We start from the raw sequence: 25,787 nt of genomic DNA on the forward strand, positions 1-25,787 counted from the left end.
AGCATAAAATAGCGTCCTGCGGCAGAGACACGGGGCAGATTCTAGCAAACGATTTTATCCGCGTCAGGTTAGTGGACTAACGCCTGTGGCACTGCCTCGCGCATTAAATTAGAATAGCGGCCGAAATAGTGAATAACAGCCGGTTTGAGCGCCAATTGCCGCCAACCGGCCTTTGAATCCAAAAACAAGGTGATCCCCCGTGACGCAGAACAAACCCCTGAGCTACAAAGACGCCGGCGTAGACATCGATGCCGGTAACGCCCTGGTTGAACGCATCAAAGGCGTTAGCCGTCGTACTCAACGCCCGGAAGTCATGGGCGGACTCGGGGGCTTTGGTGCCCTGTGCCAACTGCCCACCGGCTATAAAGAGCCGGTGCTGGTGGCCGGCACCGACGGCGTGGGCACCAAGCTGCGCCTGGCCATCGACCTCCAGCGCCACCAGGGGGTGGGCATCGATCTGGTGGCCATGTGCGTCAACGATCTGATCGTACAGGGCGCCGAGCCGCTGTTCTTCCTCGACTACTACGCCACCGGCAAGCTGGACGTGGACACCGCCGCCGACGTGGTCACCGGCATCGGCGCCGGCTGTGAACTGAGCGGCTGCGCCCTGATCGGCGGCGAAACCGCGGAAATGCCCGGCATGTACGAAGCCGGCGACTACGACCTGGCAGGCTTTTGTGTCGGCGTAGTAGAAAAAAGCGGGATTATCGACGGCTCCAAGGTGGCCGCCGGCGACGCCCTGATCGCCCTGGGCTCCAGCGGCCCCCATTCCAACGGTTATTCCCTGATCCGCAAGATCCTGGAAGTGAGCCAGGCCGAGCTGCAACAGCCGATGGGCGAAGGCACCCTGGCCGATGCCCTGATGGCCCCCACCCGCATCTACGTCAAGCCGGTGCTGGAATTGATCAAGCAGTTCGACATCCACGCCCTCAGCCACATCACCGGCGGCGGCTTCTGGGAAAACATTCCCCGGGTGCTGCCCGCCGGTGCCAAGGCGGTGATCGACGGCGCCAGCTGGCAGTGGCCGCAGGTGTTCCAGTGGCTGCAGCAGGCCGGCAACGTGGACACCTTTGAAATGTACCGCACCTTCAACTGCGGCGTGGGCATGATCATCGCCCTGCCCGCCGAGCAGGCCGAAGCCGCGGTCAAGTTCATGCAGGATGCCGGTGAAAACGCCTGGCTGATCGGCCGCATCGACGCCGCCGCCGAGGGCGAAGAGCAGGTCGAAATCCAATGAAGCGCATCGTCGTACTGATCTCCGGCAGCGGCAGCAACCTGCAGGCGCTGCTGAGTCAGGCCGAGGCCGCCCAACTGGGCGGCGACATCGTCGCCGTGATCAGCAACAAGGCCGAGGCCTACGGCCTGGAGCGGGCCCGTATCGCGGGCGTGCCCACCGCCGTGCTGTCCCACCAGGGCTATGCGGACCGGGAAGGCTACGACGCCGCCCTGATGGCGCTTATCGACGGCTACCGGCCGGATCTGGTGGTGCTGGCCGGCTTTATGCGCATCCTCACCCCCGGCCTGGTGCGCCACTACCAGGGCCGCATGCTCAACATCCACCCCTCGTTGCTGCCTAACTACCAGGGGCTGCATACCCACCGCCGCGCCATCGAGGCCGGCGACGAGGAGCACGGCTGCAGCGTGCACTTCGTCACCGAGGAGCTGGACGGCGGCCCCGTGGTGCTGCAGGCGCGGGTGCCCATCTTCGCAGGCGACGACGAAGCCGCCGTGGCCGCCCGGGTGCTGGTGCAGGAACACGCCATCTATCCCCTGGTGGTGCGCTGGTTCTGCGATGGCCGGCTCGCAATGCGGGACGGCCAGGCGGTGCTTGACGGCAAGGCCCTGCCCGCCCAGGGCTACGCCGAAGACTGAGGCTCCGGCGCGACCAGCAGGGCGGCGTTGATGCCCTTCATGCGGGCGCCATTCAACAGCGGGCTGTCCCGCTGCAGCACCAGCAGCGGGGCCCGGTCGCTGGCGGCGGCCACCACTCCCGACAGGCTCCAGCCGGTGATCGGCAGCATCGCCGGCCGCAGGCCCAAGGGCTCCAGCACCGCGCCCAGTTCATCGGCCCGGGCCGCCGGCACCGCTATCCACAAGGGCAACGGCTGCTGCCGGGCCAGTTGTTCGGCCCGGGCCAGCACGGGCGCATCCCGCGTCGCCTCCTCCAATATCGCCAGCACCAGTTCCACCGGCCTGAACCGGCGGCTCAGCAACAGCAGCGGATAGTCCGGCGGGCAGTCCCAGGGCGGCAGCTCGGCGGCGGAGTCGAGCACCAGCACCTGCACTTCATCGTGCGAGGCCGGTGGCCGGGCCAGCAACTGCTCGCGCCGGCCGTACTCCACCTCCAGGCTCCATTCCAGTGCCCGATGGCGGGCCAGTTGCTGCAGCCGCTGCCGGATATGCTCGCGCCGGCGGCGAAATTGCAAGCGCACCCGCTCCGGCTCCAGCGTCCGTACCCGGCCGGTGGTCAGGCTCACCTCCCGGGTGCAGGGCAGCTCGGCACAGCGCAGCAGGCTTTCATCCTCGATAACAACGGCGCGCAACCGGGCCCCGTGCCGGGCGGCGAACTCGGCCACCTGGTCCAGCATCTCCAGTTCGGCCTGGCCGAGATCCGGATACCACAGGATGCGCCTGATCATGATTCTTCGTCCGGACCTTTGGGCGCCGCCTCATGCTCCGCCGCCTTCTGGCGGCGCTGCAGCTCGGCCAACTGCGCCAGCCGTTGCCGGACCCTGGCGTTGACCGTGCCCTCGGGATAGTTCCCCCGCTCGTCCGCCTCCCCCGCCGGCAGGCCGGCGAGCAGGGACAGCGCCTCGTCCAGGTGCACCACCGAATAAACGTGGAAGCGCCCCTCGGCCACCGCCCGGCGCAGCTCCCGGTTCAGCATCAGGTTGTCTTCGTTGGCCTTGGGGATGATCACCCCCTGCCCCGGCGCAAAACCCCGCGCCTGGCAGATGTCGAAAAAGCCTTCGATCTTCTCGTTGACCCCGCCGATGGGCTGCACCTGGCCGTACTGGTTGATGGAGCCGGTCACCGCCAGCGCCTGGCTGAGCGGCACCCGGGCGATGGCCGAGATCAGGGCGCAACACTCCGCCACCGAGGCACTGTCGCCCTCGATCATGCCGTAGGACTGCTCGAAGGCCAGACTGGCGGACACCGCCATGGGTCCCTCCGCCGCGTAGCGGCTGCCGAGAAAGCGCGACAGGATCAACATGGCCTTGGCATGGATGGCACCGCCGAGTTTCACCTCCCGCTCGATGTCGAGCACGGCGCCGGTGCCGAGGCGGGCGGTGGCGCTGATCCGCGCCGGCTGGCCAAAACGGTAGTTGCCCAGATCCAGCACCGTCAGGCCGTTGACCTGGCCCACCACGGCGCCGTCGGTGTCGATGAACTTGCTGCCGCGCAGCACCGACGCTTCCATCTGCCGGTGGATGCGCGAGGCCCGCCGCCGGGCGGCGTCCAGCGCCTGCTCTATGGCGTCGGCCGCGATGCTCTGCTCGCCGCCGTGCTCGGCCCAGTAGTTGGCCTCGTGCAATACATCGGTCAGTTCCTGGGTGTGGGCCGACAGCCGCAGCTGATCGTCGGCCAGCCGGCCGGCATGTTCCACCATCCGCGCCACCCCGTCCCGGGTGAGCGGACGCAAGTCCTGCTGGCGGGCCAGCCAGCCGATGAAACGGGCGTAGCGCTGCAGGTTTTCCGGGCTGACGTCCACCTCGTCCTGATAGTCCGCCTGCACCTTGAACAGCTTGCCGAAATCGGGATCGTAGGCCGCCAGCAGGTAATAGAGCTGGCGCTCGCCGATCAGCACCACCTTCAGCTCCATGGGCACCGGCTCCGGCTCCAGGGAGACGGTGCTGGCCAGGCTGTAAAACTGCTCCAGCGATTCGATGCGGATCTCCCGGGCGAACAGGGCCCGTTTCAGCGCTTCCCAGGCCATGGGCTGCTGCACCAGCTTGCGCGCGTCCAGGATCAGGTAGCCGCCGTTGGCCCGGTGCAGGGCACCACCGCGGATCAGGGTGAAGTCGGTAACCAGGGCACCCTGCTGCACGTGGTGCTCGACCCGGCCGAGCAGACGGGACAGGTTGGGCAGGTCTTCGTAGATCACGGGGGCGCCGCTGCTGTCGGCGTTGTCCACCAACAGGTTGAGCTGATAGCGGGCCAGCAGCTGGGCCGGCAACGCCCCTTCGCGCATATGGCCGAGCAGCAGGTTGACGTTGCCGCTCAAGTCCTGCTGTATCGCCTCCAGTTGGCGGAGCACGGGATCGCAGCCGCCGTATTCCCGGCGCAGCTCGTCGATCAGGTTGCCGCCGGCGAACATCACCATCTCTTCGTTCAGCCACTGGATATGCAGCTGGGTTTCCCGCCGCCACTGGGGGAACTGCTGCAGCACCTCCTGCAGCCTGGCCTCCACCCGGGCGATGGCCTGCTCCATGGCGGTGCGCTCCACCTCCGGCAACTGGCGGAAAGCGCGGGCGTCCAGCACCTCGTCGCCCTTGCGCGGCGCCAGGGTAAAGCCGGTGGGCGTGCTGAGCAGGGCCACCTGCTCGGCCTTGGCCTGCGCCTTGACTTCGGCCATGGCCGCCGCCTGCCGCTCGGCCAGCTGCTGGTTCAGCTCTTCCAGCCGCAGGCGGTATTCCTCGCTCTCGAACGCCGCCGGAATGGCGGTAAGCAGCTCGTCGACCAGCGTATCCAGGCTGGCCTTGAAGCGCCGGCCCACCCCGGCCGACAGGATCAGCAGCGCCGGCCGCTCCGGCTCGTCGAAACGGTAGACGTAGCAGATGTCCGGCGGCACCGGCTCATGGGCCGCCCGGCCGCTCAGAAAACGCAGGGTAAGGGAATGACGGGCGCAGCTTTCCGGCGCCATCATAAAGATATTGAAACCCTGGCTGCGGATGCCGGTGCCGAAGGACAGGGCCTCCAGCAGCCGCTCCTGGCCCACCAGGGCACCGGAATCGGTGAGTTCGTCGGTAGTGGCAAAGCTGAAAACGGCCTCGTCGCAGGCGCGGTAAAGCCGTTCGGGAGCTAGGGGAGAAAGGGATTCCATGGCCGGCCTCGCTGAACAGTGCTGTTCAAAGCCTAGTCAAAATTGCCGGGCCCGCCGCGATCCAGATCAAGGCGCGCCCGGTTTTACGGAGCATTCAGCAGGGCTCGGTCCCGTTGCCGGCGATGCGCTCGCCCAGATGGAACAGGCTGAACTCGCCGGGCTGCATCCTGTGCCACTGCTCGTTGTTGGTGAGCGGCTGGGTGGCGATCACCGTCACCACGTCGTTGGGGGTGGTTTCCTGCTGGAAGTCGATTTCCACCTCTTCGTCGATCAGGCGCGCCGGGCCGAAGGGCGCGCGGCGGGTGATCCAGTGCAGGTTGTTGCTGCAGTAGGTCATCAGGTGCTCGCCGTCGGTGAGCAGCATGTTGAACACCCCCAGGGCGCGCAGCCGGTCGCACAATGTGGCCACATGGCGGAACATGGCCGCCATATTGCCGGGCCTGCGCGGATATTTGCGCTCCAGCTCGTGCAGCAGCCAGCAGAAGGCCAGCTCGCTGTCGGTGTCGCCCACCGGTTTGTGCCGCCCGCTTTTCAGCTTGCTCTTGTAGCCGCTGAGCTGGCCGTTGTGGGCGAAGGTCCAGTAGCGGCCCCACAGCTCGCGGGTAAAGGGGTGGGTGTTCTCCAGGGCGATGCCGCCCCGGTTGGCCTGGCGGATATGACTGACCACGGCGCAGCTCTTGATGGGATATTCCTGCACCAGCTGGGCGATGCGCGACTGGCTGGAGGGCTGGGGATCCTTGAAGGTGCGCAGCCCCTTGCCCTCGTAAAAGACGATGCCCCAGCCGTCCTTGTGGGGGCCGGTGCGCCCGCCCCGTTGCATCAGGCCGGTAAAGCTGAAACAGATATCGGTGGGCACATTGGCGCTCATCCCCAGCAGTTCACACATGGCGCTTACCCTTGCTCCATCTCTTTTTCCACCAGCTGGATCAGGATGTGGATAATCTTGATATGCACCTCCTGGATGCGATCCGCATAACCGAAGTGGGGCACCCGGATTTCCACGTCCGCCAGGCCGGCCATCTTGCCGCCGTCCTTGCCGGTCAGCGCTATCACCTTGATGCCCTTGGCCCTGGCCGCCTCTATCGCCTTGAGGATATTGCCGGAGTTGCCGCTGGTGGACAGACCGAACAGCACGTCGCCCTCGCGGCCCACCGCCTCCAGGTAGCGGGAGAACACGTATTCGTAGCCGAAGTCGTTGGACACGCAGGAGATGTGGCTGGGATCGGAAATGGCGATGGCCGGGTAACCGGGGCGGTTTTCCCGGTAGCGGCCGGTCAGCTCCTCGGCGAAGTGCATGGCGTCACAGTGGGAGCCGCCGTTGCCGCAGGAGAGCACCTTGCCGCCGGCCTTGAAGCTGTCGGCCAGCAACTTGGCCGCCCGCTCGATGGCGGCGATATTGGCGTCGTCGGCCAGGAAGCGGTTCAGCACCTCGGCGGCTTCGTGCAGTTCGTTGCGGATCAGATCCTGATACATGAAATGGCCTCTCACTTGCGGTAAAGGGGCATTTTGGCACAAGTCGCCAGGGGCGGGAAGCGGGGGAGCGGGCCGGCCTGAGCCGGGGCCGGTGCCGCTGCCCCCCGGCCCCGGTTCAGGGTATACACTTTTTTAACGGCCGCGCAGCTTGATTTAAACATCCGTATGAATTACAACTAGGGAAAACACACAGGTCTGACCTCTTACCTTTTAATCTGCACAAGGAGTCGTTTATGGTTACCGCATTGCTGCTACTGATCACCTGGGGAGGTCTGGCCTATCGTCAGGCTCGGCTGGTGACCAGTTCCCTGGCTACCGCCGCCATACTGGCCTTGGGTACCCTGCTCGGTGAAGTGGGGCCCCTCATCTGGCTGTTGTTCGCCGTGGTGGCCGCCGTGCTCAACCTGCCGGCCCTGCGCCACGGCCTGCTGAGCCGGCCGCTGTTCAGGGTCTACAAGGGGCTGATGCCGGAGATGTCGCGTACCGAGAAGGAAGCCATCGAGGCCGGCACCACCTGGTGGGAAGCCGAGCTGTTTCGCGGCAAGCCGAACTGGCAGACCCTGCACAACTATCCCCAGCCCCGCCTGAGCGAGGAAGAGCAGGCCTTTATGGACGGTCCGGTGGAAAACGTGTGCCGCATGACCAATGACTGGGAAGTCACCCATGAGCGTGCGGATCTGTCGCCGGAAGTCTGGGCCTACCTGAAAGAACACAAGTTCTTCGCCATGATCATCAAGAAGGAATACGGCGGCCTCGAATTCTCCGCCTATGCCCAGTCGCGGGTACTGCAAAAGTTGTGCAGCACCAGCGCGGTGCTGGCTTCCACCGTGGGCGTGCCCAACTCCCTCGGCCCCGGCGAGCTGCTGCAGCACTACGGCACCAAGGCGCAGAAAGACCATTACCTGCCCCGCCTGGCCCGGGGCGAGGAAATCCCCTGCTTCGCCCTCACCAGCCCGGAGGCGGGCTCCGACGCCGGTGCCATTCCGGATTATGGCGTGGTGTGCATGGGTGAGTGGCAGGGCGAAGAAGTGCTCGGCATGCGCATCACCTGGAACAAGCGCTACATCACCCTGGCGCCGGTGGCCACGGTGCTGGGGCTGGCGTTCAAGCTGCGCGACCCGGAGCGGCTGCTGGGCGGCGAGGAAGAGCTCGGCATTACCTGCGCGCTCATTCCCACCAACACCCCGGGCGTGAACATCGGCCGCCGCCACTTTCCGCTCAACGTGCCCTTCCAGAACGGGCCCACCCAGGGTAACGAGGTGTTCGTCCCCATCGACACCATCATCGGTGGCCAGGAGATGGCCGGCCAGGGCTGGCGCATGCTGGTGGAGTGCCTGTCCGTGGGCCGGGGCATCACCCTGCCCTCCAACGGCACCGCCGGCAGCCGGGTGTCGGCGCTGGCCTCCGGCGCCTACAGCCGCATCCGCCGCCAGTTCCGGCTGCCCATCGGCAAGATGGAAGGCATCGAGGAGCCGCTGGCCCGCCTGGGCGGCAACGCCTACCTGTCGGACGCGGCCAGCATGCTCACCGTGACCGGCATCGATCTGGGCGAGAAGCCCTCGGTGATCTCGGCCATCGTCAAGTACCACCTCACCGACCGCAGCCAGCGCAGCATCATCGACGCCATGGACATCCATGGCGGCAAGGGCATCTGCATGGGCCCCAACAACTACCTGGCCCGGGGCTACCAGGGCGCGCCCATCGCCATCACGGTGGAAGGCGCCAATATCCTGACCCGCAGCATGATCATCTACGGCCAGGGCGCCATCCGCTGCCATCCCTATGTGCTGGCGGAAATGTTGTCGATGCAGGAGCCGGACGCCAAAAAGGCGCTGGCCCAGTTCGACCGGGCCCTGTTCGGCCACCTCGGCTTCGCCCTGGGCAACTTCGTGCGCAGCCTCTGGTTCGGCCTGACCGGGGCCCGCCTCAGCCCGGCGCCGGTGAAGGACGCCACCGCCCGCTACTACCGCCAGATGAACCGGCTGTCCGCCAACCTGGGGCTGCTGTCCGACCTGGCCATGGCCACCCTGGGCGGCGAACTCAAGCGCAAGGAACGGTTGTCGGCGCGCCTCGGCGACATCCTCAGCCAGCTCTACCTGGTGTCCGCCACCCTCAAGCGCTTCAACGACGAGGGCCGCCCGGCCGAGGTGCTGCCGCTGGTGCACTGGGCCTGCCAGGACGGCCTCTATCGTGCCCAGGTGGCACTGGTGGAGCTGCTCGACAACTTCCCCGCCCGCGGCCTCGGCAGGGTGCTCAAGCTGCTGCTGATGCCCTTTGGCGCGCCACTCCAGCGCCCCTCCGACCGGCTGGATCAGCAGGTGGCCCGCCTGCTGCAAACCCCGGGCCTGGCCCGCAACAGCCTGGCCGGCGATCTCTACCTCACCGCCGAGGAAGGCAACCCGCTCGGCATGCTGGAAAAGGCGCTCACCGACATACTGCGCGCCGAGCCGCTGTTCGAGAAGGCGACCAAGGCCATCGGCCGCCGTCCCTTTATGGCGCTGGACCAGGTGGCGGAAGAGGCCCTGGCCGCCGGTGCCATCAGCCGGGAGGAAGCGGCCCTGCTGGCGGAGGCGGAGGCCAGCCGGCTGCGCACCATCAACGTGGACGACTTCGATCCCCTGGAGCTGGTGGTCAACAAGGCCAGCTTCGACGACTCCATGCTCAACAAGGCCGCCTGAACGGCACGCCAGCACACCAGCACACCAGCCCCGCCCCGCGCGGGGCTTTTTGGTTGCCATACCGCTCCGGTCCATTTCAACGGGCCATTCCAACCCCGACGCCGTGTTCGGTCGAATAAATTCGACCCTACAATCACCCTACGGCCCTGTAGGGCCCATTTCAATGAGCCATCCCTTACGCAAAACACTTGAAAATTGATAATCAATCTCACTATCATACGCACCACAATTTCATATACTTCTAAGCCACGATGCTGGAACTGCAAGGTATCCGCGTACACCGCGATAACAGGACCATTTTAAGCCTGGACGAGCTGTCCCTGGCGGCGGATGCCTTTACCGTCATCCTCGGCCACAACGGCTCGGGCAAGTCGACGCTGATGAAGCTGCTGGCCCGGCAGATGCCGCCGGATGAAGGCAATATCACCCTCGACGGCCGGCCCCTCGGCCACTATTCCCAGCGCGAATTCGCCCGCCGCATCGCCTTCCTGCCCCAGCGCCTGCCGGAAGTGGCCGGGCTGAACGTGCGCGAGCTGGTGCGGCTGGGCCGTTTTCCCTGGCGCGGCATGCTGGGCCGCTGGCAACGCGCCGACCATGCCCTGGTGGAAGAGGCCATCAACCATACCAAGGTCGGCCAGCATGCCGAGCACCAGGCCGACCTGCTCTCCGGCGGCGAGCGCCAGCGGGCCTGGGTAGCCATGCTGCTGGCCCAGCAGTCGCCGCTGCTGCTGCTGGACGAGCCCACCTCGGCGCTGGATCTCAGCCATCAGTACGAACTGCTCGGCCTGCTCAGGAAGCTCAACCGGGAGCAGGGCCGGGGGGTTATCGTGATCCTGCACGATCTCAACCTGGCGCTGCGCTTCGCCGATCGCATCGTCGCCCTGAAACAGGGCCGGCTGCTGTTCGATCGCAGCCCCGCCGAGCTGATGTCGGAACAGTTGCTGTCCGAGCTCTATAACATTCCCATTCGCCTGATCGACCATCCGGACCAGGATGAAAAAATCGCCATCGTAGCCTGAATCATGCTGAAACCTTTATTGCTGCTGGCCCTGTTGGGCATCACTCTTTCCACCCGTGCCGTCGAGGTCAGCGACAGCCTGGGCCGCCACGAATTCGCCACTGTGCCCCAGCGGGTGGTCGCCCTCAACTGGGCCGCCGCCGAGCACCTGCTGGAACTCGGCGTGACGCCCCTCGCCGTCGCCGACACCGCCGGTTACCGGGAATGGGTGGTGCAGCCGGCCCTGCCCGCCGGGGTCGAGGACGTCGGCATGCGCCAAGAGCCCAACCTGGAGCGGCTGGCCGAACTCAAGCCCGACCTGATCCTGAGCGGTGACCAGCAGCGGGATCTGCTGCCCCGGCTCAGCCAGATAGCCCCCGTGCTGCACTTCGATAGCTTCAGCAGCGAGCACAACAACGCCGAGGCCGCCCGCCGGGTGTTCCTGACCCTGGCCAGGGTGCTGGACCGGGAGGCCCGGGCCGAGCAGCGCCTGGCCGCGCTGGAGCAGGGCTTCGAGCAGTTGAGGGCCCGGCTGCACGCCCACTTCGGCGACCCCTTGCCCAGGGTGACGGTGGTACGGCTGATGGACAGCAGCCATGTGCGCATCTACGGCGACAACGGCATGCCCCAGTACGCCCTGGAACGCCTCGGCATCGCCCCCGCCCTGGAAGTGCCGGTCAGCCAGTGGGGCCAGGTGCAGAAGAAGCTGACCGATCTGGGCGCCATCCGCGACGGCGTGGTGCTCTATATCGAGCCCTTCCCCGAGGCGGACAAGCTGTTCGCCACCCCCCTGTGGCGGGCCATGCCCTTCGTGCGCACCGGCCGGCTGGCGGCGGCGCCCTCCACCTGGACCTACGGCGGCGTCATGTCCCTCGGCTACCTGGCCGACAACCTGAGCCAGGCCCTGCTGAGCATGCCGAAGGAATGAGCCGCTACCTGTTGTTGCCGCCCGCCCTGCTGGGGCTGGTGCTGCTACACCTGCAACTGGAGCCGACGGTCCCCCTCGCCGGGCAATGGGCCCTGCTGTGGGGCGCCGAGCCCGAGCTGTTCGAGGAATTCCAGTTTTTCTACAGCGCCCTGCCCCGGGTGGCCATGGCACTGCTGGTGGGCGGCGCCCTGGGGCTCTCCGGCAGCCTGTTGCAGCAGCTCACCCAGAACCGGCTGGTGTCGCCCATGACCCTGGGCGCCTCGTCCGGCGCCTGGCTCGGGCTGGTGTGCGCCGCCATCTGGGCACCGGCCCTGGCGGCCGGTCAGGGTTATTGGTTCGCCCTGCTGGGCGCCGCCCTCTCCACCACCCTGGTGCTGCTGATCGCCGGTCGCCACGGCATCCGCGGCCTGCCGGTGGTGCTGGCGGGCATGGCGGTCAACCTGCTGCTGGGCGCCCTGGCCGCGGGGCTGGTGTTGCTCCACGATCAATACACCCGCAACCTCTTTATCTGGGGGGCCGGCGATCTGGCCCAGACCGACTGGCACTGGGTGCTCTGGCTGCTGCCCCGGCTGCTGCCGGTGGCGGTGGCTCTGGTGCTGTTCGCCCACCGGCCGCTGACCCTGCTGCGCCTGGGGGACGACGCCGCCCGCGCCCGCGGCCTGAGCCTGTGGCCGGTGCTGCTCGCCCTGCTGGTGGCGGCGCTCTGGCTGAGCTCGCTGGCCATCACCGCGGTGGGCCTGATCGGCTTTATCGGCCTGCTCACCCCCAACATGGCGCGCTTTTTCGGCGCCCGCACCGCCCGCGACGAGCTGCTTTTCTCCACCCTGCTCGGCGGCCTGCTGCTGCTGGCCACCGACGCCATCGCCCTGGGCTTCAGCCGGGTTTCCACCGATCTGGTGCCGAGCGGCGCGGCGGCGGCGCTGATCGGTGCGCCCGCCCTGTTGTGGCTGCTGCGCAGCCGGATGCATGCCCAGGATCAGAGCGCCATCCGCCTGCCCGGCGAACGCTGGCGGGTCACCCGGCGTCATTGGCTGGCGGTGGCGGCCGCCATCCTGGCCCTGCTCCTGGTCAACCTGACCCTGGCGCCCGCCGGCCAGGGCTGGCAGTGGTCCTGGCCCGATGAGCTCTTGTGGTCGCTGCGCTGGCCGCGCCTGCTCACCGCCGCCGCCGCCGGCGCCGGCCTGGCGGTGGCCGGGGTCATCTTGCAGCGGCTGATCCGCAACCCCCTGGCCAGCCCGGACATCATGGGCATCTCCGCCGGCGCCACCCTGGCGCTGGTGCTGGGGGTGTTGCTCGGCGGTGGCTCCATTCACGACGGCGGCCCCTTGCTGGCCTTCGGCGGCAGCATGACGGTGCTGGCCATCCTGCTGCTGCTCGGCCGCCGCCACGGCTACGCCCCGGCGATGATGGCGCTGGTGGGCATCGCCCTCGCCGCCTTCCTCGACGCCCTGCTGCAGTTCACCCTGGCCAAGGGCAACGATCAGGTGTTCGCCATCCTCGGCTGGCTGGCCGGCTCCACCTACCGGGTGAGCGAGGCCCAGGCCGGCTGGCTCACCGCCGGTATCCTGCTCAGCTGGCTGCTGGCCCTGGGCGCGAGCCGCGGCCTGACCCTGGTGTCCATCGGCGACGGCATCGCCCTCGGCCGCGGCCTGGCCCTGACCCGCACCCGGGTGCTGCTGCTGGTGCTGGTATCGGTGATCTGCGCCCTGGTCACGGCGGTGATGGGGCCGGTGGCCTTCGTCGGCCTGCTGGCACCGCACATGGCGAGCCTGCTGGGCGCGCGCAAGGCCGGCCCGCAGCTGCTGCTGGCCTCCCTGCTCGGCATGGCGCTGATGCTGCTGTCGGACTGGCTGGGCCGGGTGCTGCTCTACCCCATGCAGCTGCCCGCCGGCACCCTCGCCTCCATCATGGGCGGGACCTACTTTATTTACCTGCTGGCCCGGAAACGGGCCCTATAACCACGGGATAGAAGGCGCCGCCCGCGCGGACTCCCGCGTGGGCCGGGTAAAGGCGCCAATTGTTAAATAAAAATCATTTGCTTTTGTAATTTTACTATTAAGGAGATTTAAAAGAATGCCGTTTCAGAAGAAACACCTGTCCCGTGTGATTGCCGCCCTGCTGGCCGGCGGTGTGCTGGCCCCCGCCCTGGCCCAGCAGCAGGATCCCCTGGTGCTGAGCACCGTCAACGTCAACGCCGAGCGCGAGAACGACGTTACCGAGGGCAGCGACAGCTATACCACCAAGAGCAGCAAGACCGCCACCAAGCTGAGCCTGTCGCCGCGGGAAACGCCGCAGACGGTATCGGTGACCACCCGCACCAAGATGGACGACTTCGCCCTCAACGACGTCAATGCCGTGCTGGCGAACACCAACGGCGTCAATGTGGAAAAGGTGGAAACCGACCGCACCTACTTCACCGCCCGCGGCTTCGATATCACCAACTTCCAGGTGGACGGTATCGGCGTGCCCCTCACCTACGGCAACCTGATGGGGGATCTGGATACCGCCCTGTTCGACAAGGTGGAGGTGCTCAAGGGCGCCAACGGCCTGATGAGCGGCGCCGGCAGCCCGGCCGCCACCGTCAACTTCGTGCGCAAGCGCCCCACCGAGGCGTTCCAGGCCTCGGCCAAGGCCGGTGTCGGCTCCTGGGACTATCGCCGGCTGGACGGCGACATCTCCGGCGCCCTCAGCGAGCGGGTACGCGCCCGCCTGGTGGTGGCCGGCCAGGACAAGCATTCCTACCTGGATCGCTACGAGCAGCAGCGGGGCCTGGCCTACGGGGTGCTGGAGGCGGATCTGACCGACAGCACCCTGCTCACCCTGGGCCACAGCTACCAGCGAAACGACGCCGACAGCCCGCTGTGGGGCTCGCTGCCGCTGTTCTATACCGACGGCAGCCGCACCGACTACAGCCGCTCCGACAGCAGCGCCGCCGACTGGGCCTACTGGAACAACGAGGACAACCGCAGCTTCGTGGAGCTGGCCCAGGAGCTGGGCAACGGCTGGACCGCCAAGGCGGCCTACTCCCACGTGGAAATCGAGTCCGATTCCGAGCTGTTCTACGTCTACGGCACCCCGGAGCGCGGCAGCAACACCGGAGTATTCAGTTGGCCCAGCCAGTACGACTTCCGCACCCGCCAGGATTTGGTCGATCTCTACGCCAGCGGCCCCTTCCGGCTGGCCGGCCGGGAGCACGAGCTGGTGGCCGGCACCAGTTGGTCCATGGCCAATACCCGGGATCACTCCTGGTACGGCGATACCATAAACAGCCCGGTGCCGGATCTGCACGGTTGGGATGGCAGCTACCCCAGGCCCAACTTCACCATCGACGGCGGCGGCAGCGACTGGACCGACAAGCAGCAAAGCCTCTACACCGCCGCCCGCTTTAGCCTGACCGAGGATCTTAGCCTGCTGGCCGGCGCCCGCCTGTCCAACTGGGACAGCCACGGCAGCAGCTATGGTAAAGACAAGGCCACCCGTCACGACAAGGTGCTGGTGCCCTATGCCGGCCTGGTTTACGACCTGACCCCGAACTACTCGCTCTATGCCAGCTATACCGAAATCTTCACCCCCCAGGTGGCGACGGATATCGACGGCAACCGCCTGGCTCCCGTCGAGGGCAGCAGCATGGAGACCGGCGTCAAGGGCGAATGGCTCGACGGCAAGCTCTACGCCAACCTGGCCCTGTTCCGGATCGAGCAATCCAACCTGGCCGAGGCGGCCGGCGTTGTCGACGGCAAGACCCACTTCCGCGCGGTGGACGGCATTACCAGCCAGGGCGTGGAGCTGGAGCTGGCCGGCGAGCTGCTGCCGGGCTGGGAAGCCAGTGCCGGCTACAGCTATGTGGATATCGAAGACAGCGAGGGCAACACCACCAAGACCTATACCCCGCGGCAGAGCGCCAAACTGGCCACCACCTACCGGTTGCCCATGGCGGAACAGCTGAAGCTGGGCGCCAATATCAAATGGCAGGACGATGCCTATCGGGACTACGGCAGCGGCAGGATAGCCCGCCAGGATGCCTACACCCTGCTCGGGCTGATGGCCAAGTACGAGTTTACCCCTCAGCTTGACGCCACCCTCAATCTAGACAACCTGACTGACGAGAAGTATCTGACCAGCTTCTACTGGGCCACCCCCCAGGGCTACTACGGTGAACCCCGTAACGCCAAGCTGACGGTCAACTGGAAGTTCTGATCGACGCGAGCCGGCCCCCGGGCCGGCTCTTGCCGGAGGCATACCATGACGCCCCCCATTCCCTTATCCCCCAAGGCCAGGCTGGACCGCCTGCTCCAGCATATCCACCAGCACCTGGATGAACCGCTCCCCCTGGAACGGCTGGCGCAACTGTCCGCTTGCTCCCGCTGGCAACTGCAACGGGATTTCCAGGCCGCCACCGGCCTGAGCCTGGCCCGCTACATCCGCCGGCTGCGTCTGAGCCGGGCGGCCGAATGGCTGCTGTCCGGCCGGCTGCGTCAGCTCGACATTGCCCTGGGTTGTGGCTTCGATTCCGAAGTCAGCTTCAGCCGCGCCTTTCGCCAGGAGTTTGGCGCTACCCCCGGCCAGTACCGCAAGGCCGGCATACGCCGGGGCCTGAGCGCTCCCCTGCTGCGCCCCGACCATCGGCAGTTGCTGCAGCTCCGCATCGACAGCCGTCCCGCCTGCCGGATGATGGGGCTGAGCGGTGCCTGTGGCGGCCTGTTCGCCAACCAACCCGACTTTGCCGAGCGCATTCCCCAGATCTGGCAGCGGCTGCTGCAACACTGCCCCGCCGCCGGCCACAATCCCATCGGCGTGATCGAGACAGACCGGCTGCAACCGGGTCGGCTGCGCTACTGGGCCGGCACGCCACTGACGGCGCCCGCACCACCTGCCGGCCTGGAGCAGTTGGAAATACCGGCGGCGGAGTACCTGGTGGTACCCCATCGGGGCCCCCCCCGGGAACTCGCCGGCATACTGCGCTGGGTGCTGGAGCAATGGCTGCCGGGCTCGGGGTATCACAGCCGCTGCGCCTCCGATCTGGAAATCTACGGTCCCGGCTCCTCCACCCGCCAGGCCGAGATGGAATACTGGATCCCTATTGTCGCCTCTGCACCAAAATGTTAAGTCCTGATGCCGCCGAAAAATTAAAATGAGATTTATTGTCATTTAACTGTTCAAAGAGAGGATCTCATGCGGCGGCAACACGCTGTTACCCCTTCCCTGCTGGCCCTGGCGGTCTCCAGCGCCCTGAGCGGCCAGGCCCTGGCCCAGTCCGGCACCGAAGACGTCCCCCTGCTCACCGAAGATACCCTGGTGGTGCAGGGCAAGGCCTATCGCCATACCGCCACCAAGTCGGCCCTGGCGCCGGAGGAAACGCCCCAGGGCATCAGCGTGGTCGACCGGGAAACCCTGGACCAGCGGGGCGTGGACTCGGTGGCCGAGGCGCTGCGCTATGTGCCCGGCGTACACACCGAGCTGCGCGGCGGCGCCGTCAGCCGGCTCGATCTGTTCAATATCCGCGGCTTTATCAACTACCAGAATTTCTACGACGGCCTGCCGCTCACCTACAATGACTGGAACCTGCAACCCCAGATCGACGCCTTCGCCATCGAACAGGTGGAAGTGTTCAAGGGCCCCACCTCGGTACTGTACGGCGCCATGCCGCCCGGCGGCATGGTCAACCTGATCGCCAGGCAGCCGAGCAGCCAGCCCTTCAACGAGCTGACCCTGGCCGGCGGCAGCCATGATCTGCGCGAGGGAACCTTCGAGTCCCGCGGCGCGCTCAAGGACGACGGCAGCCTCAACTACAGCCTGGTGGCCCTGGGCCGCAAGAAGGACGGCCAGGCCGAAACCTCGGAGGAAGAACGCTACCTGATCGCCCCCTCGGTGGACTGGCATATTTCGGAGCGCACCCTGCTCAACCTTAACCTCTATTACCAGCACGATCCTTCCGCCGGCATCTACACCACGCTGCCGGCCGCTGGCCTGTTCAAGGACAACGTCAACGGCCGGCTGCCCACCGATACCTATTCCGGCGATGCCAACTGGAACACCTATGATCGGGAAGTGCTGCTGGTGGGCTACAAGCTGAACCACGAACTCAACGACGACTGGACCTTGCTACAGAACCTGCGCTTCATGGATGCCACCGCCTATCAGGAAAACAGCTACGGCGCAGGGCTGGAGGCGGACCAGCGTACCCTGAACCGGCGCGCCTACCTGACCGACGAGGCCTCTCGCAGCTGGGCCATCGACAACCAGCTGTCCGGCCGGATCCAGACCGGTAGCCTGGAGCACAACCTGCTGCTGGGGGTGGACTATACCCGGCTGAATTCGGATATCCGCTACGAAGACGGCGCCATGCCCGCCATCGATCTGTTCGCGCGCAATCACCGCCTCTTCCGGCCCGCTGATTTTTCTGCCGACTTTTCGGCAGACTTCCGCCGCAGCACCCGCCAGACCGGCTTCTACCTGCAGGATCAGATCCGCCTGGACCGGCTGGTGCTGATCGCCGGCGGCCGCTATGACCGTTACGTGGGCAATGAAAAAGGCATGCAGTACGGTGCCCAGGTCGACAGCACCGTGGAGCAGAACAAGTTCAGCTTCCGCGCCGGCGCCCTCTACGAGCTGCCGGGCGGTTTCTCTCCTTTCGTCAGCTATGCCGAAGGCTTCGAGCCCATCACCGGCCACGACCGGCACGGCAACACCTTCAAACCCACCACCAGCCAGCAGTGGGAAACCGGGGTCAAGTACCAGTCCGCCGACCGGCGCCACCAGGGCACCCTGTCCGCCTTCCATATCACCAAGGAAAATGACCCGACCCGGGATCCCAACGGCAGCGCCTACGACAAGATCCAGACCGGCGAAGTGGTGGCCAAGGGCCTGGAGCTGGAAGCCGACAGCTACCTGACCGACAACCTGAGCCTGGCCGCCAGCCTGACCCTGCTGGACATGGAAGTGACCAGGGACAACAGCGGACTCGCCGGCAAGACGCCGATCTGGGTGCCGGAGCGCCAGGCCAGCCTGTGGGCCAACTACGAGGTCTTCGAAGGCGCCCTGGCCGGCACCACCCTGGGCACCGGGGTGCGCTATGTGGGCAAGACCCAGATGGACGCATTGAATACCGATCAGGTGCCCGCCTACACCCTGGTGGATCTGGCGCTGGGTTACGATCTGGGCCAGCTCAACGCCGGCTGGGACGGTGCCCGGGTGCAGCTGTCCGCCAACAACCTGTTCGACAAGCGCTACTACAGCTGCTACGACGACAGCAACTGCTGGTTCAGCGCCGAACGCGAGCTCAAGGCCAGCCTGAGCTACCGGTTCTAAACCTGATCTCACCCCGCAAACACAAAGGGAGGCAATGTGAATTGCCTCCCTTTGTTTTCAACTCCTGTATTCGCGGCAGAGCACTCGAGCAGGATCATAAAGTCAGGGATCTCGATTTCCTCTCTCCGGTGCCCGGCTAGCTCCTGGCCGCCTGCTCCAGGCTGCGCCAGTCGCTGAACAGGTGCACGGGCTCGCACAGCTGGCGCATGGCGTGCAGGGCGGTGGCGTAGCCGAGCTGCAGGCCGACCAGGCGCACGCCCAGGCTGCCCTTCGCCTGTTCCACCTGCTCTCGCAGGGCGGCGGGCACCTGGAACTCGCCGTCGCTCACCAGCAGGATGTCGGCCTGCCGCCACTCCTGTTCCCGGAGGCGCGAAAGCGCCGCCGTCAGCGGGGTGACCACCTCGGTGCCGCCGCTGAAGGAGGCCCGCAGCAACGCCATCAACTCCGCCAGGGTCAGGTGGCCGTTGTCCAGCACCTGCAGTTCGCCCTCGCCGCCGAACAGGTACACCAGGCAGCCCCGCCGCTGGCGCTTGGCCAGGCGCAGGGCCTCCAGCACCATGGCCTTGGACACCTGCTCCGCCAGGCCGTGCATGGAGGCGGAGGTGTCCAGGCAGAGGATGATGGGCCCCATCTGGCTGCCCTTGCCCTGCCCCTGGCCCTGGCCGGCCCGGGGCAGGGGCCAGTCGTTGCCGGCGTCGATGGGCATGACCCCGGCCACCGCGTAGCTGAGCAGCCCCTGCTCAGCGCGGCGGGCGTGCCACAGCAGGTGCAGCAGCGGATGGCCGAGAAAGGCCGCCTCCTGGGGCAGCATACGGTTGATCCGGTCGGAGCGGGTGAGGCCCTGGGTTTCCATCGGCATGCCGGGCAGCAGGCGTTCCTGGGGGCCCGCGTCCCGGGGACTCATCTGCTGGCGAATTTGGCTCAGGGTGGCGCTTTGCGCCGGATCCGGGCGCTGCTGGCCCAGCTGGTTCAGCAAACGCTGCAGTTCACGAATTTGCGCCACCCACTGGGACAACCGCTGCATATCGAACCAGGCCCGATCCCGCAGCTGGCCGCCGTTGACGTCGGTGCCGATGGCCGGCGCTATGCCGAATTCCTCGGTCACCTCGTCCAGGGCCTGCCACAGGCTGACCCGCTGGCTCCACTGCTCGGCGAGGCGGGCGATGGCCCGGCGAGCGTGGCGGGCCCGGGCGCGGCCTTCGGCCCGCCGCCTGTCCATGCCGGCCTGGACCAGCAGGGCGGCGGTGGCCGGCCAGTGCAGCTCCACCTGCTCCAGCGCCAGCAGTATGTCCTGCACCACCACCCGCGCCACTTCCGGGGTGTCCCGACAGTAGCCGAGCGCGCCCGAGCGCACCAGCAGGTGGCGCAGGCGGCGTTCGGTGCTGCCGTTCAGCCAGTCGCTTAGGGCCGGCAGGCGCCCCTTGTCCAGCCGGTGCAGCCAGGCCAGTACCCACCGGGTCCGGGGCAGCAGCCGGCCCAGGGGGTGGGTGGCCACCAGGGCGAACAGGCTTTCCGGCAGCGCCGCCAGGGGGCCGATGCCGGCGGGCTGATCCTGCACGGCTCAGTCCTCCACCGGCAGGGCGGCGAAGGCCTGGCGGAGCTGCCCCAGCCGTTCCCGCTGGCGACCCAGCTCCTGCTGCTGCCGCTCCAGTTGCCGGCGCACCTGCTCCCCCAGGGCGGGGCTCAGCCAGAGGTGCTGTTCGAGCCGCCGTTCCAGGCCCTGGCGCTGGCCGGCCAGCCAGCCCAGGTAGTGGTCCAGCTCGTCGATGCGCTCATCGAGCTGCGCCAGGCGGGCGGCCAGGTGGGCCGCCGGCCAGGCCCGGGGTTGCAGGGCCGACGGCCGCGGGTAGGACTCCAGCACCGGCTCGTACTGATCCAGGCTGCCGCCCAGGTTGCGGATTTCCCGCTCGGTAAAGCTGCTGTCCGGCAGGCGGAGCTGGCGGTAAAGCGGCTCGCCGGCGGCGTTGCGACGGGGTCGCCGGCCCTCGCGCTCGGTCACCGGCTGGCCGGCTTCGTCCAGGTAGAGCTGGTAGCCCTGTTCGTCCAGGGCCGGCACCACCGGATCCGCGTCCTGGGCCAGCCGCTGCTGCCAGCTGTCCACCAGCTCGGCCACCAGGGCCGGGCTGAAGCCGGGATCGGCGGCGATATGCTCGTGCAGCCAGGCCGCCAGGCGGGGATATTGATCCGGCTGCTGCCACAGGCAGTGGGGCAACAGCCAGGCGTCGAGCAGGCCGGCCTCCTTTTCGCCGTTGCAATAGGCGGAGACCCTGAGCAGCTTGACCAGCTTGCGCCAGCGCCGGTCGGAGACGGCGAGCTCCTGCTCGGCCAGGAAGGCGCGCAGGCTGGTGAGCAGCCGCACCAGGGCCGGGGCCAGGGGCAGGCGGCCGGCCAGCTCGCGGATGGCGGCCAGCTCGCAGCCGCTCAGGCGCAGCTCCGGCGGCGGCGCCCGGTAGCCCTGGTCGAGGGTGAGCAGGGCGGTAAAGGCCTGGTCGCTCACCGGCGCCACCTGGTAGCGCAGCAGGAAGCGGTCGTACAGGGCGTTGAGTTCGGCCCCCTCCGGCAGCTCGTTGCTGGCGGCGATCACCGACACCAGGGGCACCTCCCGCCGCTCGTTGCCGTTGTCGAAACGGCGCTCGTTGAGCAGGGTGAGCAGGCTGTTGAGGATGGCGCTGTTGGCCTTGAAGATCTCGTCGATAAAGGCGATGGAGGCCTCGGGCAGGTAGCCCCTGGTCTGGCGCAGGTAGCGGTCCTGCTCCAGCGCCTTGATGGACAGGGGGCCGAACAGCTCCTCGGGCACCGAGAAGCGGGTCAGCAGCCGCTCGAAGTAGGCGCCGTCGGCGAGCAGGGTGTGCAGCCGGCGGGACAGCTCGCTCTTGGCGGTGCCGGGCGGGCCCAGCAGCAGCAAGTGCTCGCCGGAAAGCGCCGCCAGCAGCGCCAGCCGGGCCGGGGTGTCCCGCTCCAGCAAGCCCTGTTGCAACTGTTCGATCAATGCCGAGATACGGGGTTTTACGTCCATGTGCCAGACCTGCGAGTAAATTGTATTAAAAATATTTACTCATTGTACCCAAAAATAACAAACAGGCCAGAGGAGCGCGGGAACCCTTGGCCAGGTTTACCCCCGCCGCAGCACCAGCCGGGGCTCGCCCGGGCCGAAATAGGCCTCTTCCCGGCCTTCTTCCACAAAACCCAGGGCCAGGTAAAGCCCGAGCGCCGGGTTGTCCGGCGCCACCGTCAGCCGCACCGAGCGGCAACCGCCCGCTTCCAGCGCCGCCAGGGCCTGTTGCAACAGCGCCTTGCCGAGGCCCCGCCCCCGGCAGGCACCGGCCACCGCCAGGGACAGTATCCAGCCCTCGCCGGGGGCCGCCCCCGTCCCGCCCAGGCAGTAGCCCGCCAGTTCGCCCTCTTCCCCTTCCGCCACCAGCAGATAAGCCGGCCAGAGATCCAGCGCCTGGCGAAAGAAAAAATCCGGATAACAGTGGCTGCCGAAGGCGGTCCGCTCCAGCGCATAAATGGCCGAGAGATCCGCCCTGGTTGCCGTTCTGGCCGACATATGCACTCCCGTAAAGTCTAATGGCCGCACTGGCGGCTGGTCCAAGAGGGCCGATGGTGCCCTTTCCCGGGCAACGGTGCAATACGGCCAATCCCCCCAGCCCCTTTACGGTTAAATCATCACCACCCCGGCCCCATGCACTAAGCTCTAATAGAGACTGCATTGGAGCTGGATACGATGAAATGGCGCGGCCTGTTACTGCTGTTGTTGTTGCTGGGCATGCCGGCCCTGGCCCAGGAGCGCTACTGGCAGCTGGACATCAAGGGGGCCATAGGTCCCGGCACCTCGGACTTTATCGTGACCGAACTGCACCAGGCCCAGTTGGATCGCCCCACCTTCCTGCTGCTGACCATGGACACCCCCGGCGGTCTGTACAGCGCCACCCGCGACATCATCAGCGCCATGCTCGAATCCCGGATCCCGGTGGTGGTCTATGTTTCCCCCGGCGGCGCCCGTGCCGCCTCGGCGGGCACCTATATCCTCTATGCCAGCCATGTGGCGGCCATGGCCCCGGGCACCCATCTGGGCGCCGCCACCCCGGTGCAGATAGGTCCTCCGGGCGGTAGCGAACCGCCCCGGGATCAGGCGGAAGACAAGGAAAAAGAGGATGGCCGCCCCGCCACCGACGGCAGCGCCATGGAGCGCAAAACCATGAACGACGCCGTGGCCTATATCAAGTCGCTGGCCCAGTTGCGCGGACGCAACGCAGAATGGGCCGAACAGGCGGTGCGCGAGGCCGCCACCCTCACCGCCTCCGAGGCGCTGGAGCAGGGAGTCATCGAGCTGGTGGCGGTGGACATTCCCGAACTGCTGCAGGCCCTGGACGGGCGGGAAATCACCCTCCACGACAGCACCTATACCTTCACCACAACGGGGCTGCTGGCCGAGCAGCGCCAACCCGACTGGCGCCAGCGTTTCATCATCATCATCACCAACCCCAATATCGCCTACCTGCTGATGCTGGTGGGCATGTACGGCATCCTGCTGGAATTCTACAGCCCGGGTTTCGGGGTGGCCGGGGTCACCGGCGCCATCTGCCTGCTGCTGGCGCTGCTGGCGCTGCAGATGCTGCCGGTCAGCACCGCCGGCCTGGCCCTGCTGCTGCTGGGGCTGGCGCTGATGGTGGGCGAGGCCCTGTCGCCCAGTTTCGGCATTCTCGGTGGCGGCGGCCTGGTGGCCTTCGCCATCGGCTCGGTACTGCTGTTCGATACCCCGGATCAGGCGTTCCGGGTCGCCTGGCCCTTCGTGGCCGCCTTTACCCTGTTCTCGCTCACCCTGGTCCTGGTGGTGGTGCGGCTTATCGTGAAGCAGCGCCGGGCCGCCCCCGTGTCCGGCAGCGCCGCCATGGTCGGCGAGCAGGGCATAGCACTCACCCCCATAGACCCCACCGGCACCGTACTGGTGCAGGGCGAACGCTGGCAGGCCCACAGCCGGCACCCCATAGCCCCGCACCAGGCGATCGTCGTGCTGGCGGTGGAAGATCTTACCCTCGACGTGGCCCCGCTGGAGGAGACCCAGTCATGATGATCGATTTTCTGTATTTTCAGCTGCTGATAGTGATCCTGGTGGTCATGCTGCTCAGCAGCATGTTCCGCATCCTGCGCGAGTACGAACGGGGCGTCATCTTCCTGCTCGGCCGCTTCTACAAGATAAAGGGGCCCGGTCTTATCCTGGTGATCCCCTTCGTGCAACAAATGGTGCGGGTGGACCTGCGTATCGTCACCATGGACGTGCCCTCCCAGGATCTGATCTCCAAGGACAACGTCACCGTGCGGGTCAATGCGGTGCTCTATTTCCGGGTGCTGGATCCGCAAAAGGCCATCATCAACGTGGAAAACTACCTGGAGGCCACCAGCCAGCTGGCCCAGACCACCATGAGATCCGTGCTCGGCCAGCACGAGCTGGACGAGATCCTCTCGGCCCGGGATACCCTCAACACCGATCTGCAGCGCATCCTGGATCAGAGCACCGACAACTGGGGCATCAAGGTAACGGCGGTGGAAATCAAGCATGTGGATCTTGATGAGTCCATGATCCGCGCCATCGCCCGCCAGGCCGAGGCCGAGCGGGCCCGGCGGGCCAAGGTGATCCACGCCACCGGCGAACTGGAAGCCTCCAAGCAGTTGCTGGAAGCCGCCCATATCCTGGCCCAGCAGCCCGAGGCCATTCAGCTGCGCTACCTGCAGACTTTGACCGAGGTGAGCAGCGAGAACAGCAAGATCATCGTCTTTCCCCTGCCCATGGAACTGGGGCAGATACTGCAGCGCCTGGCCGGACAGCAAAACCCGGCAGATCCCAAGTCACCGAGCGAGATGACCTGAGGGCGGCGCCCGGCGCTTCACACCGCGGCTGTTTTGGGCCAGAATAACCGGCATTTCAGATGAACCATTGGTGAGGCGCCATGTTATTGCCTTCCGCCTACGGGCAGGGTGACACTTCCTTCCAGGCCGCCGGCGGCGAAGCCGGCCTGCGCCGCCTGGCCGAGGCCTTCTATGCCGCCATGGAACGTCGCCCCGACGCCGCCCTGATCCGTGCCATGCATCCGGACAACCTCGACGAGAGCACCGACAAGCTGGCCCGCTTCCTGTGCGGCTGGCTGGGCGGCCCGCCCCGCTACCGGGAGAAGTACGGCCCCATCAGCATACCCCGGGCCCACGCCCACCTGGACATAGGCCCCGCCGAGCGCGATGCCTGGCTGGCCTGCATGGCCGAGGCGCTGGCGGCTCAGGACTACGCCGAAGATTTCAAACAGTATCTGCTGCGCGCCCTCGCCGTGCCCGCCGAACGCTGCCGCACCCGGGACTGATCCCCTGTCGGAAACGGTGCCGGCCGGCGCCGTTCCTCCCCGCTTTTTTCCCCGATAACGCGGAATATCCCCGTGCACTGCCGCTAGAATACGGGGCTCCGTTAATCGCCATCGGGGTCTTGCCCCTGATGCCTTCGTTCGCCACAGGGACAGTCTCATGAAAACAACCCTCCGCCTCCTCCTGCTGGGCAGCAGCCTCGGCCTGTTCGCCGCCGGCGCCCAGGGCTCCACCCTGGAGCAGATCCAGCGTTCGGGTGAATTCCGTTTCTGCTTCGAGTCCGGCTACATGCCCTTCGAGATGACCGACAAGGGCGGCGACTTTATCGGCTTCGACATCGATATCGCCAAGGCCATGGCCAGGTCGGTCAACGTCAAGTTCGTGCCGGTCAATACCGGCTGGGACGGCATCATCCCCGCCCTGCAGACCAACAAATGCGATCTGATCCTGGGCATGACGGTCACCCCCGAGCGCAACCTCAGCGTCAACTTCGCCGACCCCTATTTCGACGCCGGCCAGACGGTACTGATCCGCCCGGCGCTGGCCGACGGCATCGACTCCTATCGCCAGCTGAACGATGAAAACTACACCGTCACCGCCCAGCTCGGCACCACCGGCGAATACGCCATCAAGCGCCATCTGGGCCGGGCCAAGGTGCGGCTGTTCGAAAGCTCCGCCGACGCCGCCCAGGAAGTGGCCAACGGCCGGGCCGACGCCTTCGTCTACGACATCAGCTACAACGCCGTCTACGCCGCCCAGAATCCGGGCCGGCTGGTGCACCTGGACCAGGCCTTCACCTACGGCCCGCTGGGCTGGGCGGTGCGCAAGGGCGACGGGGACTTCCTCAATTTCCTCAACAACTACCTGCGCCAGATCCGGGAAGACGGCAGCTACGACCGGCTCTACCACAAGTGGTTCAAGAGCGACGCCTGGCTCGCCCGGGTCCAGTAATCCTCTGGTTGTTGCCGGCGGCCCGGGCCGCCGGCGGGTTTGACGGGAACGAAT

Annotated in this window: 20 protein-coding genes; 13 read left to right on the plus strand and 7 right to left on the minus strand. The window is 66.7% G+C overall.

Annotation, left to right across the window (positions count from 1 at the left end; all coding sequences use genetic code 11):
- Window positions 1-199 precede the first annotated feature (199 nt).
- Entirely contained in the window at window positions 200-1,237 is a 1,038-nt protein-coding gene (gene purM, locus JKV55_RS15365) for a phosphoribosylformylglycinamidine cyclo-ligase (protein ID WP_202087570.1), read from the plus strand.
- Complete coding sequence (gene purN / locus JKV55_RS15370) at window positions 1,234-1,872, plus strand: phosphoribosylglycinamide formyltransferase (protein ID WP_202087572.1); 639 nt, start codon at window positions 1,234-1,236, stop codon at window positions 1,870-1,872. Before purM ends, purN begins: the two co-directional genes overlap by 4 nt.
- On the opposite strand, the gene JKV55_RS15375 is transcribed toward purN, so the two are convergent.
- The 4 genes from JKV55_RS15375 to lpcA form a co-directional block, all read right to left on the minus strand.
- Window positions 1,857-2,639 (minus strand): hypothetical protein, encoded by a 783-nt coding sequence (locus tag JKV55_RS15375; RefSeq protein ID WP_202087574.1) that lies wholly within the window; start codon window positions 2,637-2,639, stop codon window positions 1,857-1,859. The genes purN and JKV55_RS15375 overlap by 16 nt on opposite strands.
- Entirely contained in the window at window positions 2,636-5,044 is a 2,409-nt protein-coding gene (locus tag JKV55_RS15380; RefSeq protein WP_202087576.1) for a Lon protease family protein, read from the minus strand. The genes JKV55_RS15375 and JKV55_RS15380 overlap by 4 nt, the downstream gene beginning before the upstream one ends.
- A 94-nt stretch (window positions 5,045-5,138) precedes the next feature.
- Window positions 5,139-5,930 (minus strand): class II glutamine amidotransferase, encoded by a 792-nt coding sequence (locus tag JKV55_RS15385; RefSeq protein ID WP_202087578.1) that lies wholly within the window; start codon window positions 5,928-5,930, stop codon window positions 5,139-5,141.
- A gap of 5 nt (window positions 5,931-5,935) precedes the next feature.
- The gene (gene lpcA / locus JKV55_RS15390; RefSeq protein WP_202087580.1) at window positions 5,936-6,517 is read right to left on the minus strand and encodes a D-sedoheptulose 7-phosphate isomerase; all 582 of its coding nucleotides are present in this window, start codon (window positions 6,515-6,517) and stop codon (window positions 5,936-5,938) included.
- Between the two features lie 233 nt (window positions 6,518-6,750).
- Here lpcA and fadE point away from each other — a divergent pair, with 233 nt between their 5' ends.
- The 7 genes from fadE to JKV55_RS15425 all read left to right on the plus strand — a co-directional run bounded on the left by fadE (window position 6,751) and on the right by JKV55_RS15425 (window position 18,428).
- Window positions 6,751-9,195: an acyl-CoA dehydrogenase FadE gene (gene fadE / locus JKV55_RS15395; protein WP_202087582.1), complete on the plus strand. Its 2,445-nt coding sequence runs from the start codon at window positions 6,751-6,753 to the stop codon at window positions 9,193-9,195.
- A gap of 251 nt (window positions 9,196-9,446) precedes the next feature.
- Window positions 9,447-10,214: an ABC transporter ATP-binding protein gene (locus tag JKV55_RS15400; protein ID WP_202087583.1), complete on the plus strand. Its 768-nt coding sequence runs from the start codon at window positions 9,447-9,449 to the stop codon at window positions 10,212-10,214.
- A 3-nt stretch (window positions 10,215-10,217) separates the two neighbouring features.
- Complete coding sequence (locus JKV55_RS15405) at window positions 10,218-11,120, plus strand: iron-siderophore ABC transporter substrate-binding protein (protein WP_237332900.1); 903 nt, start codon at window positions 10,218-10,220, stop codon at window positions 11,118-11,120.
- Window positions 11,117-13,078, plus strand: a complete 1,962-nt coding sequence (gene fhuB, locus JKV55_RS15410) for a Fe(3+)-hydroxamate ABC transporter permease FhuB (RefSeq protein WP_202087584.1) — start codon at window positions 11,117-11,119, stop codon at window positions 13,076-13,078. Before JKV55_RS15405 ends, fhuB begins: the two co-directional genes overlap by 4 nt.
- 115 nt (window positions 13,079-13,193) lie before the next feature.
- Entirely contained in the window at window positions 13,194-15,317 is a 2,124-nt protein-coding gene (locus JKV55_RS15415; RefSeq protein ID WP_237332901.1) for a TonB-dependent siderophore receptor, read from the plus strand.
- A gap of 45 nt (window positions 15,318-15,362) precedes the next feature.
- Complete coding sequence (locus tag JKV55_RS15420) at window positions 15,363-16,226, plus strand: helix-turn-helix domain-containing protein (RefSeq protein WP_237332902.1); 864 nt, start codon at window positions 15,363-15,365, stop codon at window positions 16,224-16,226.
- A 66-nt stretch (window positions 16,227-16,292) separates the two neighbouring features.
- Window positions 16,293-18,428 carry a TonB-dependent siderophore receptor gene (locus tag JKV55_RS15425; protein WP_202087586.1) on the plus strand — a complete coding sequence of 712 codons (2,136 nt, stop codon included), beginning with the start codon at window positions 16,293-16,295 and terminating at the stop codon, window positions 18,426-18,428.
- 136 nt (window positions 18,429-18,564) lie between these two features.
- On the opposite strand, the gene JKV55_RS15430 is transcribed toward JKV55_RS15425, so the two are convergent.
- The 3 genes from JKV55_RS15430 to JKV55_RS15440 all read right to left on the minus strand — a co-directional run bounded on the left by JKV55_RS15430 (window position 18,565) and on the right by JKV55_RS15440 (window position 21,978).
- On the minus strand, window positions 18,565-19,986 hold the full coding sequence (locus JKV55_RS15430; RefSeq protein ID WP_202087588.1) for a vWA domain-containing protein: 1,422 nt from the start codon (window positions 19,984-19,986) through the stop codon (window positions 18,565-18,567).
- Between the two features lie 3 nt (window positions 19,987-19,989).
- Complete coding sequence (locus JKV55_RS15435; protein ID WP_202087595.1) at window positions 19,990-21,444, minus strand: AAA family ATPase; 1,455 nt, start codon at window positions 21,442-21,444, stop codon at window positions 19,990-19,992.
- A gap of 96 nt (window positions 21,445-21,540) precedes the next feature.
- The gene (locus JKV55_RS15440; protein ID WP_202087597.1) at window positions 21,541-21,978 is read right to left on the minus strand and encodes a GNAT family N-acetyltransferase; all 438 of its coding nucleotides are present in this window, start codon (window positions 21,976-21,978) and stop codon (window positions 21,541-21,543) included.
- Between the two features lie 177 nt (window positions 21,979-22,155).
- Between JKV55_RS15440 and JKV55_RS15445 the strand changes: the two genes are divergently transcribed.
- The 4 genes from JKV55_RS15445 (at window position 22,156) to JKV55_RS15460 (ending at window position 25,733) form a co-directional block, all read left to right on the plus strand.
- A complete protein-coding gene (locus JKV55_RS15445) occupies window positions 22,156-23,502 on the plus strand; it encodes an NfeD family protein (protein ID WP_202087598.1) in 1,347 nt (448 codons plus the stop codon).
- Entirely contained in the window at window positions 23,499-24,299 is an 801-nt protein-coding gene (locus tag JKV55_RS15450) for a slipin family protein (RefSeq protein ID WP_202087599.1), read from the plus strand. Before JKV55_RS15445 ends, JKV55_RS15450 begins: the two co-directional genes overlap by 4 nt.
- A gap of 80 nt (window positions 24,300-24,379) precedes the next feature.
- Window positions 24,380-24,784 (plus strand): group II truncated hemoglobin, encoded by a 405-nt coding sequence (locus JKV55_RS15455; RefSeq protein ID WP_202087600.1) that lies wholly within the window; start codon window positions 24,380-24,382, stop codon window positions 24,782-24,784.
- 157 nt (window positions 24,785-24,941) lie between these two features.
- Complete coding sequence (locus JKV55_RS15460; RefSeq protein WP_202087601.1) at window positions 24,942-25,733, plus strand: transporter substrate-binding domain-containing protein; 792 nt, start codon at window positions 24,942-24,944, stop codon at window positions 25,731-25,733.
- Window positions 25,734-25,787 lie beyond the last annotated feature (54 nt).

This window comes from Zobellella iuensis, assembly GCF_016746085.1.
Classification (GTDB): domain Bacteria; phylum Pseudomonadota; class Gammaproteobacteria; order Enterobacterales; family Aeromonadaceae; genus Oceanimonas; species Oceanimonas iuensis.

Coding starts and splice junctions, on each gene's coding strand:
- purN (WP_202087572.1), top strand. CDS start 1,234: ATGAAGCGCATCGTCGTACTGATCTCCGGCAGCGGCAGCAACCTGCAG.
- JKV55_RS15375 (WP_202087574.1), bottom strand. CDS start 2,639: ATGATCAGGCGCATCCTGTGGTATCCGGATCTCGGCCAGGCCGAACTG.
- JKV55_RS15380 (WP_202087576.1), bottom strand. CDS start 5,044: ATGGAATCCCTTTCTCCCCTAGCTCCCGAACGGCTTTACCGCGCCTGC.
- JKV55_RS15385 (WP_202087578.1), bottom strand. CDS start 5,930: ATGTGTGAACTGCTGGGGATGAGCGCCAATGTGCCCACCGATATCTGT.
- lpcA (WP_202087580.1), bottom strand. CDS start 6,517: ATGTATCAGGATCTGATCCGCAACGAACTGCACGAAGCCGCCGAGGTG.
- fadE (WP_202087582.1), top strand. CDS start 6,751: ATGGTTACCGCATTGCTGCTACTGATCACCTGGGGAGGTCTGGCCTAT.
- JKV55_RS15400 (WP_202087583.1), top strand. CDS start 9,447: ATGCTGGAACTGCAAGGTATCCGCGTACACCGCGATAACAGGACCATT.
- JKV55_RS15405 (WP_237332900.1), top strand. CDS start 10,218: ATGCTGAAACCTTTATTGCTGCTGGCCCTGTTGGGCATCACTCTTTCC.
- fhuB (WP_202087584.1), top strand. CDS start 11,117: ATGAGCCGCTACCTGTTGTTGCCGCCCGCCCTGCTGGGGCTGGTGCTG.
- JKV55_RS15415 (WP_237332901.1), top strand. CDS start 13,194: ATGCCGTTTCAGAAGAAACACCTGTCCCGTGTGATTGCCGCCCTGCTG.
- JKV55_RS15420 (WP_237332902.1), top strand. CDS start 15,363: ATGACGCCCCCCATTCCCTTATCCCCCAAGGCCAGGCTGGACCGCCTG.
- JKV55_RS15425 (WP_202087586.1), top strand. CDS start 16,293: ATGCGGCGGCAACACGCTGTTACCCCTTCCCTGCTGGCCCTGGCGGTC.
- JKV55_RS15435 (WP_202087595.1), bottom strand. CDS start 21,444: ATGGACGTAAAACCCCGTATCTCGGCATTGATCGAACAGTTGCAACAG.
- JKV55_RS15440 (WP_202087597.1), bottom strand. CDS start 21,978: ATGTCGGCCAGAACGGCAACCAGGGCGGATCTCTCGGCCATTTATGCG.
- JKV55_RS15445 (WP_202087598.1), top strand. CDS start 22,156: ATGAAATGGCGCGGCCTGTTACTGCTGTTGTTGTTGCTGGGCATGCCG.
- JKV55_RS15450 (WP_202087599.1), top strand. CDS start 23,499: ATGATGATCGATTTTCTGTATTTTCAGCTGCTGATAGTGATCCTGGTG.
- JKV55_RS15455 (WP_202087600.1), top strand. CDS start 24,380: ATGTTATTGCCTTCCGCCTACGGGCAGGGTGACACTTCCTTCCAGGCC.
- JKV55_RS15460 (WP_202087601.1), top strand. CDS start 24,942: ATGAAAACAACCCTCCGCCTCCTCCTGCTGGGCAGCAGCCTCGGCCTG.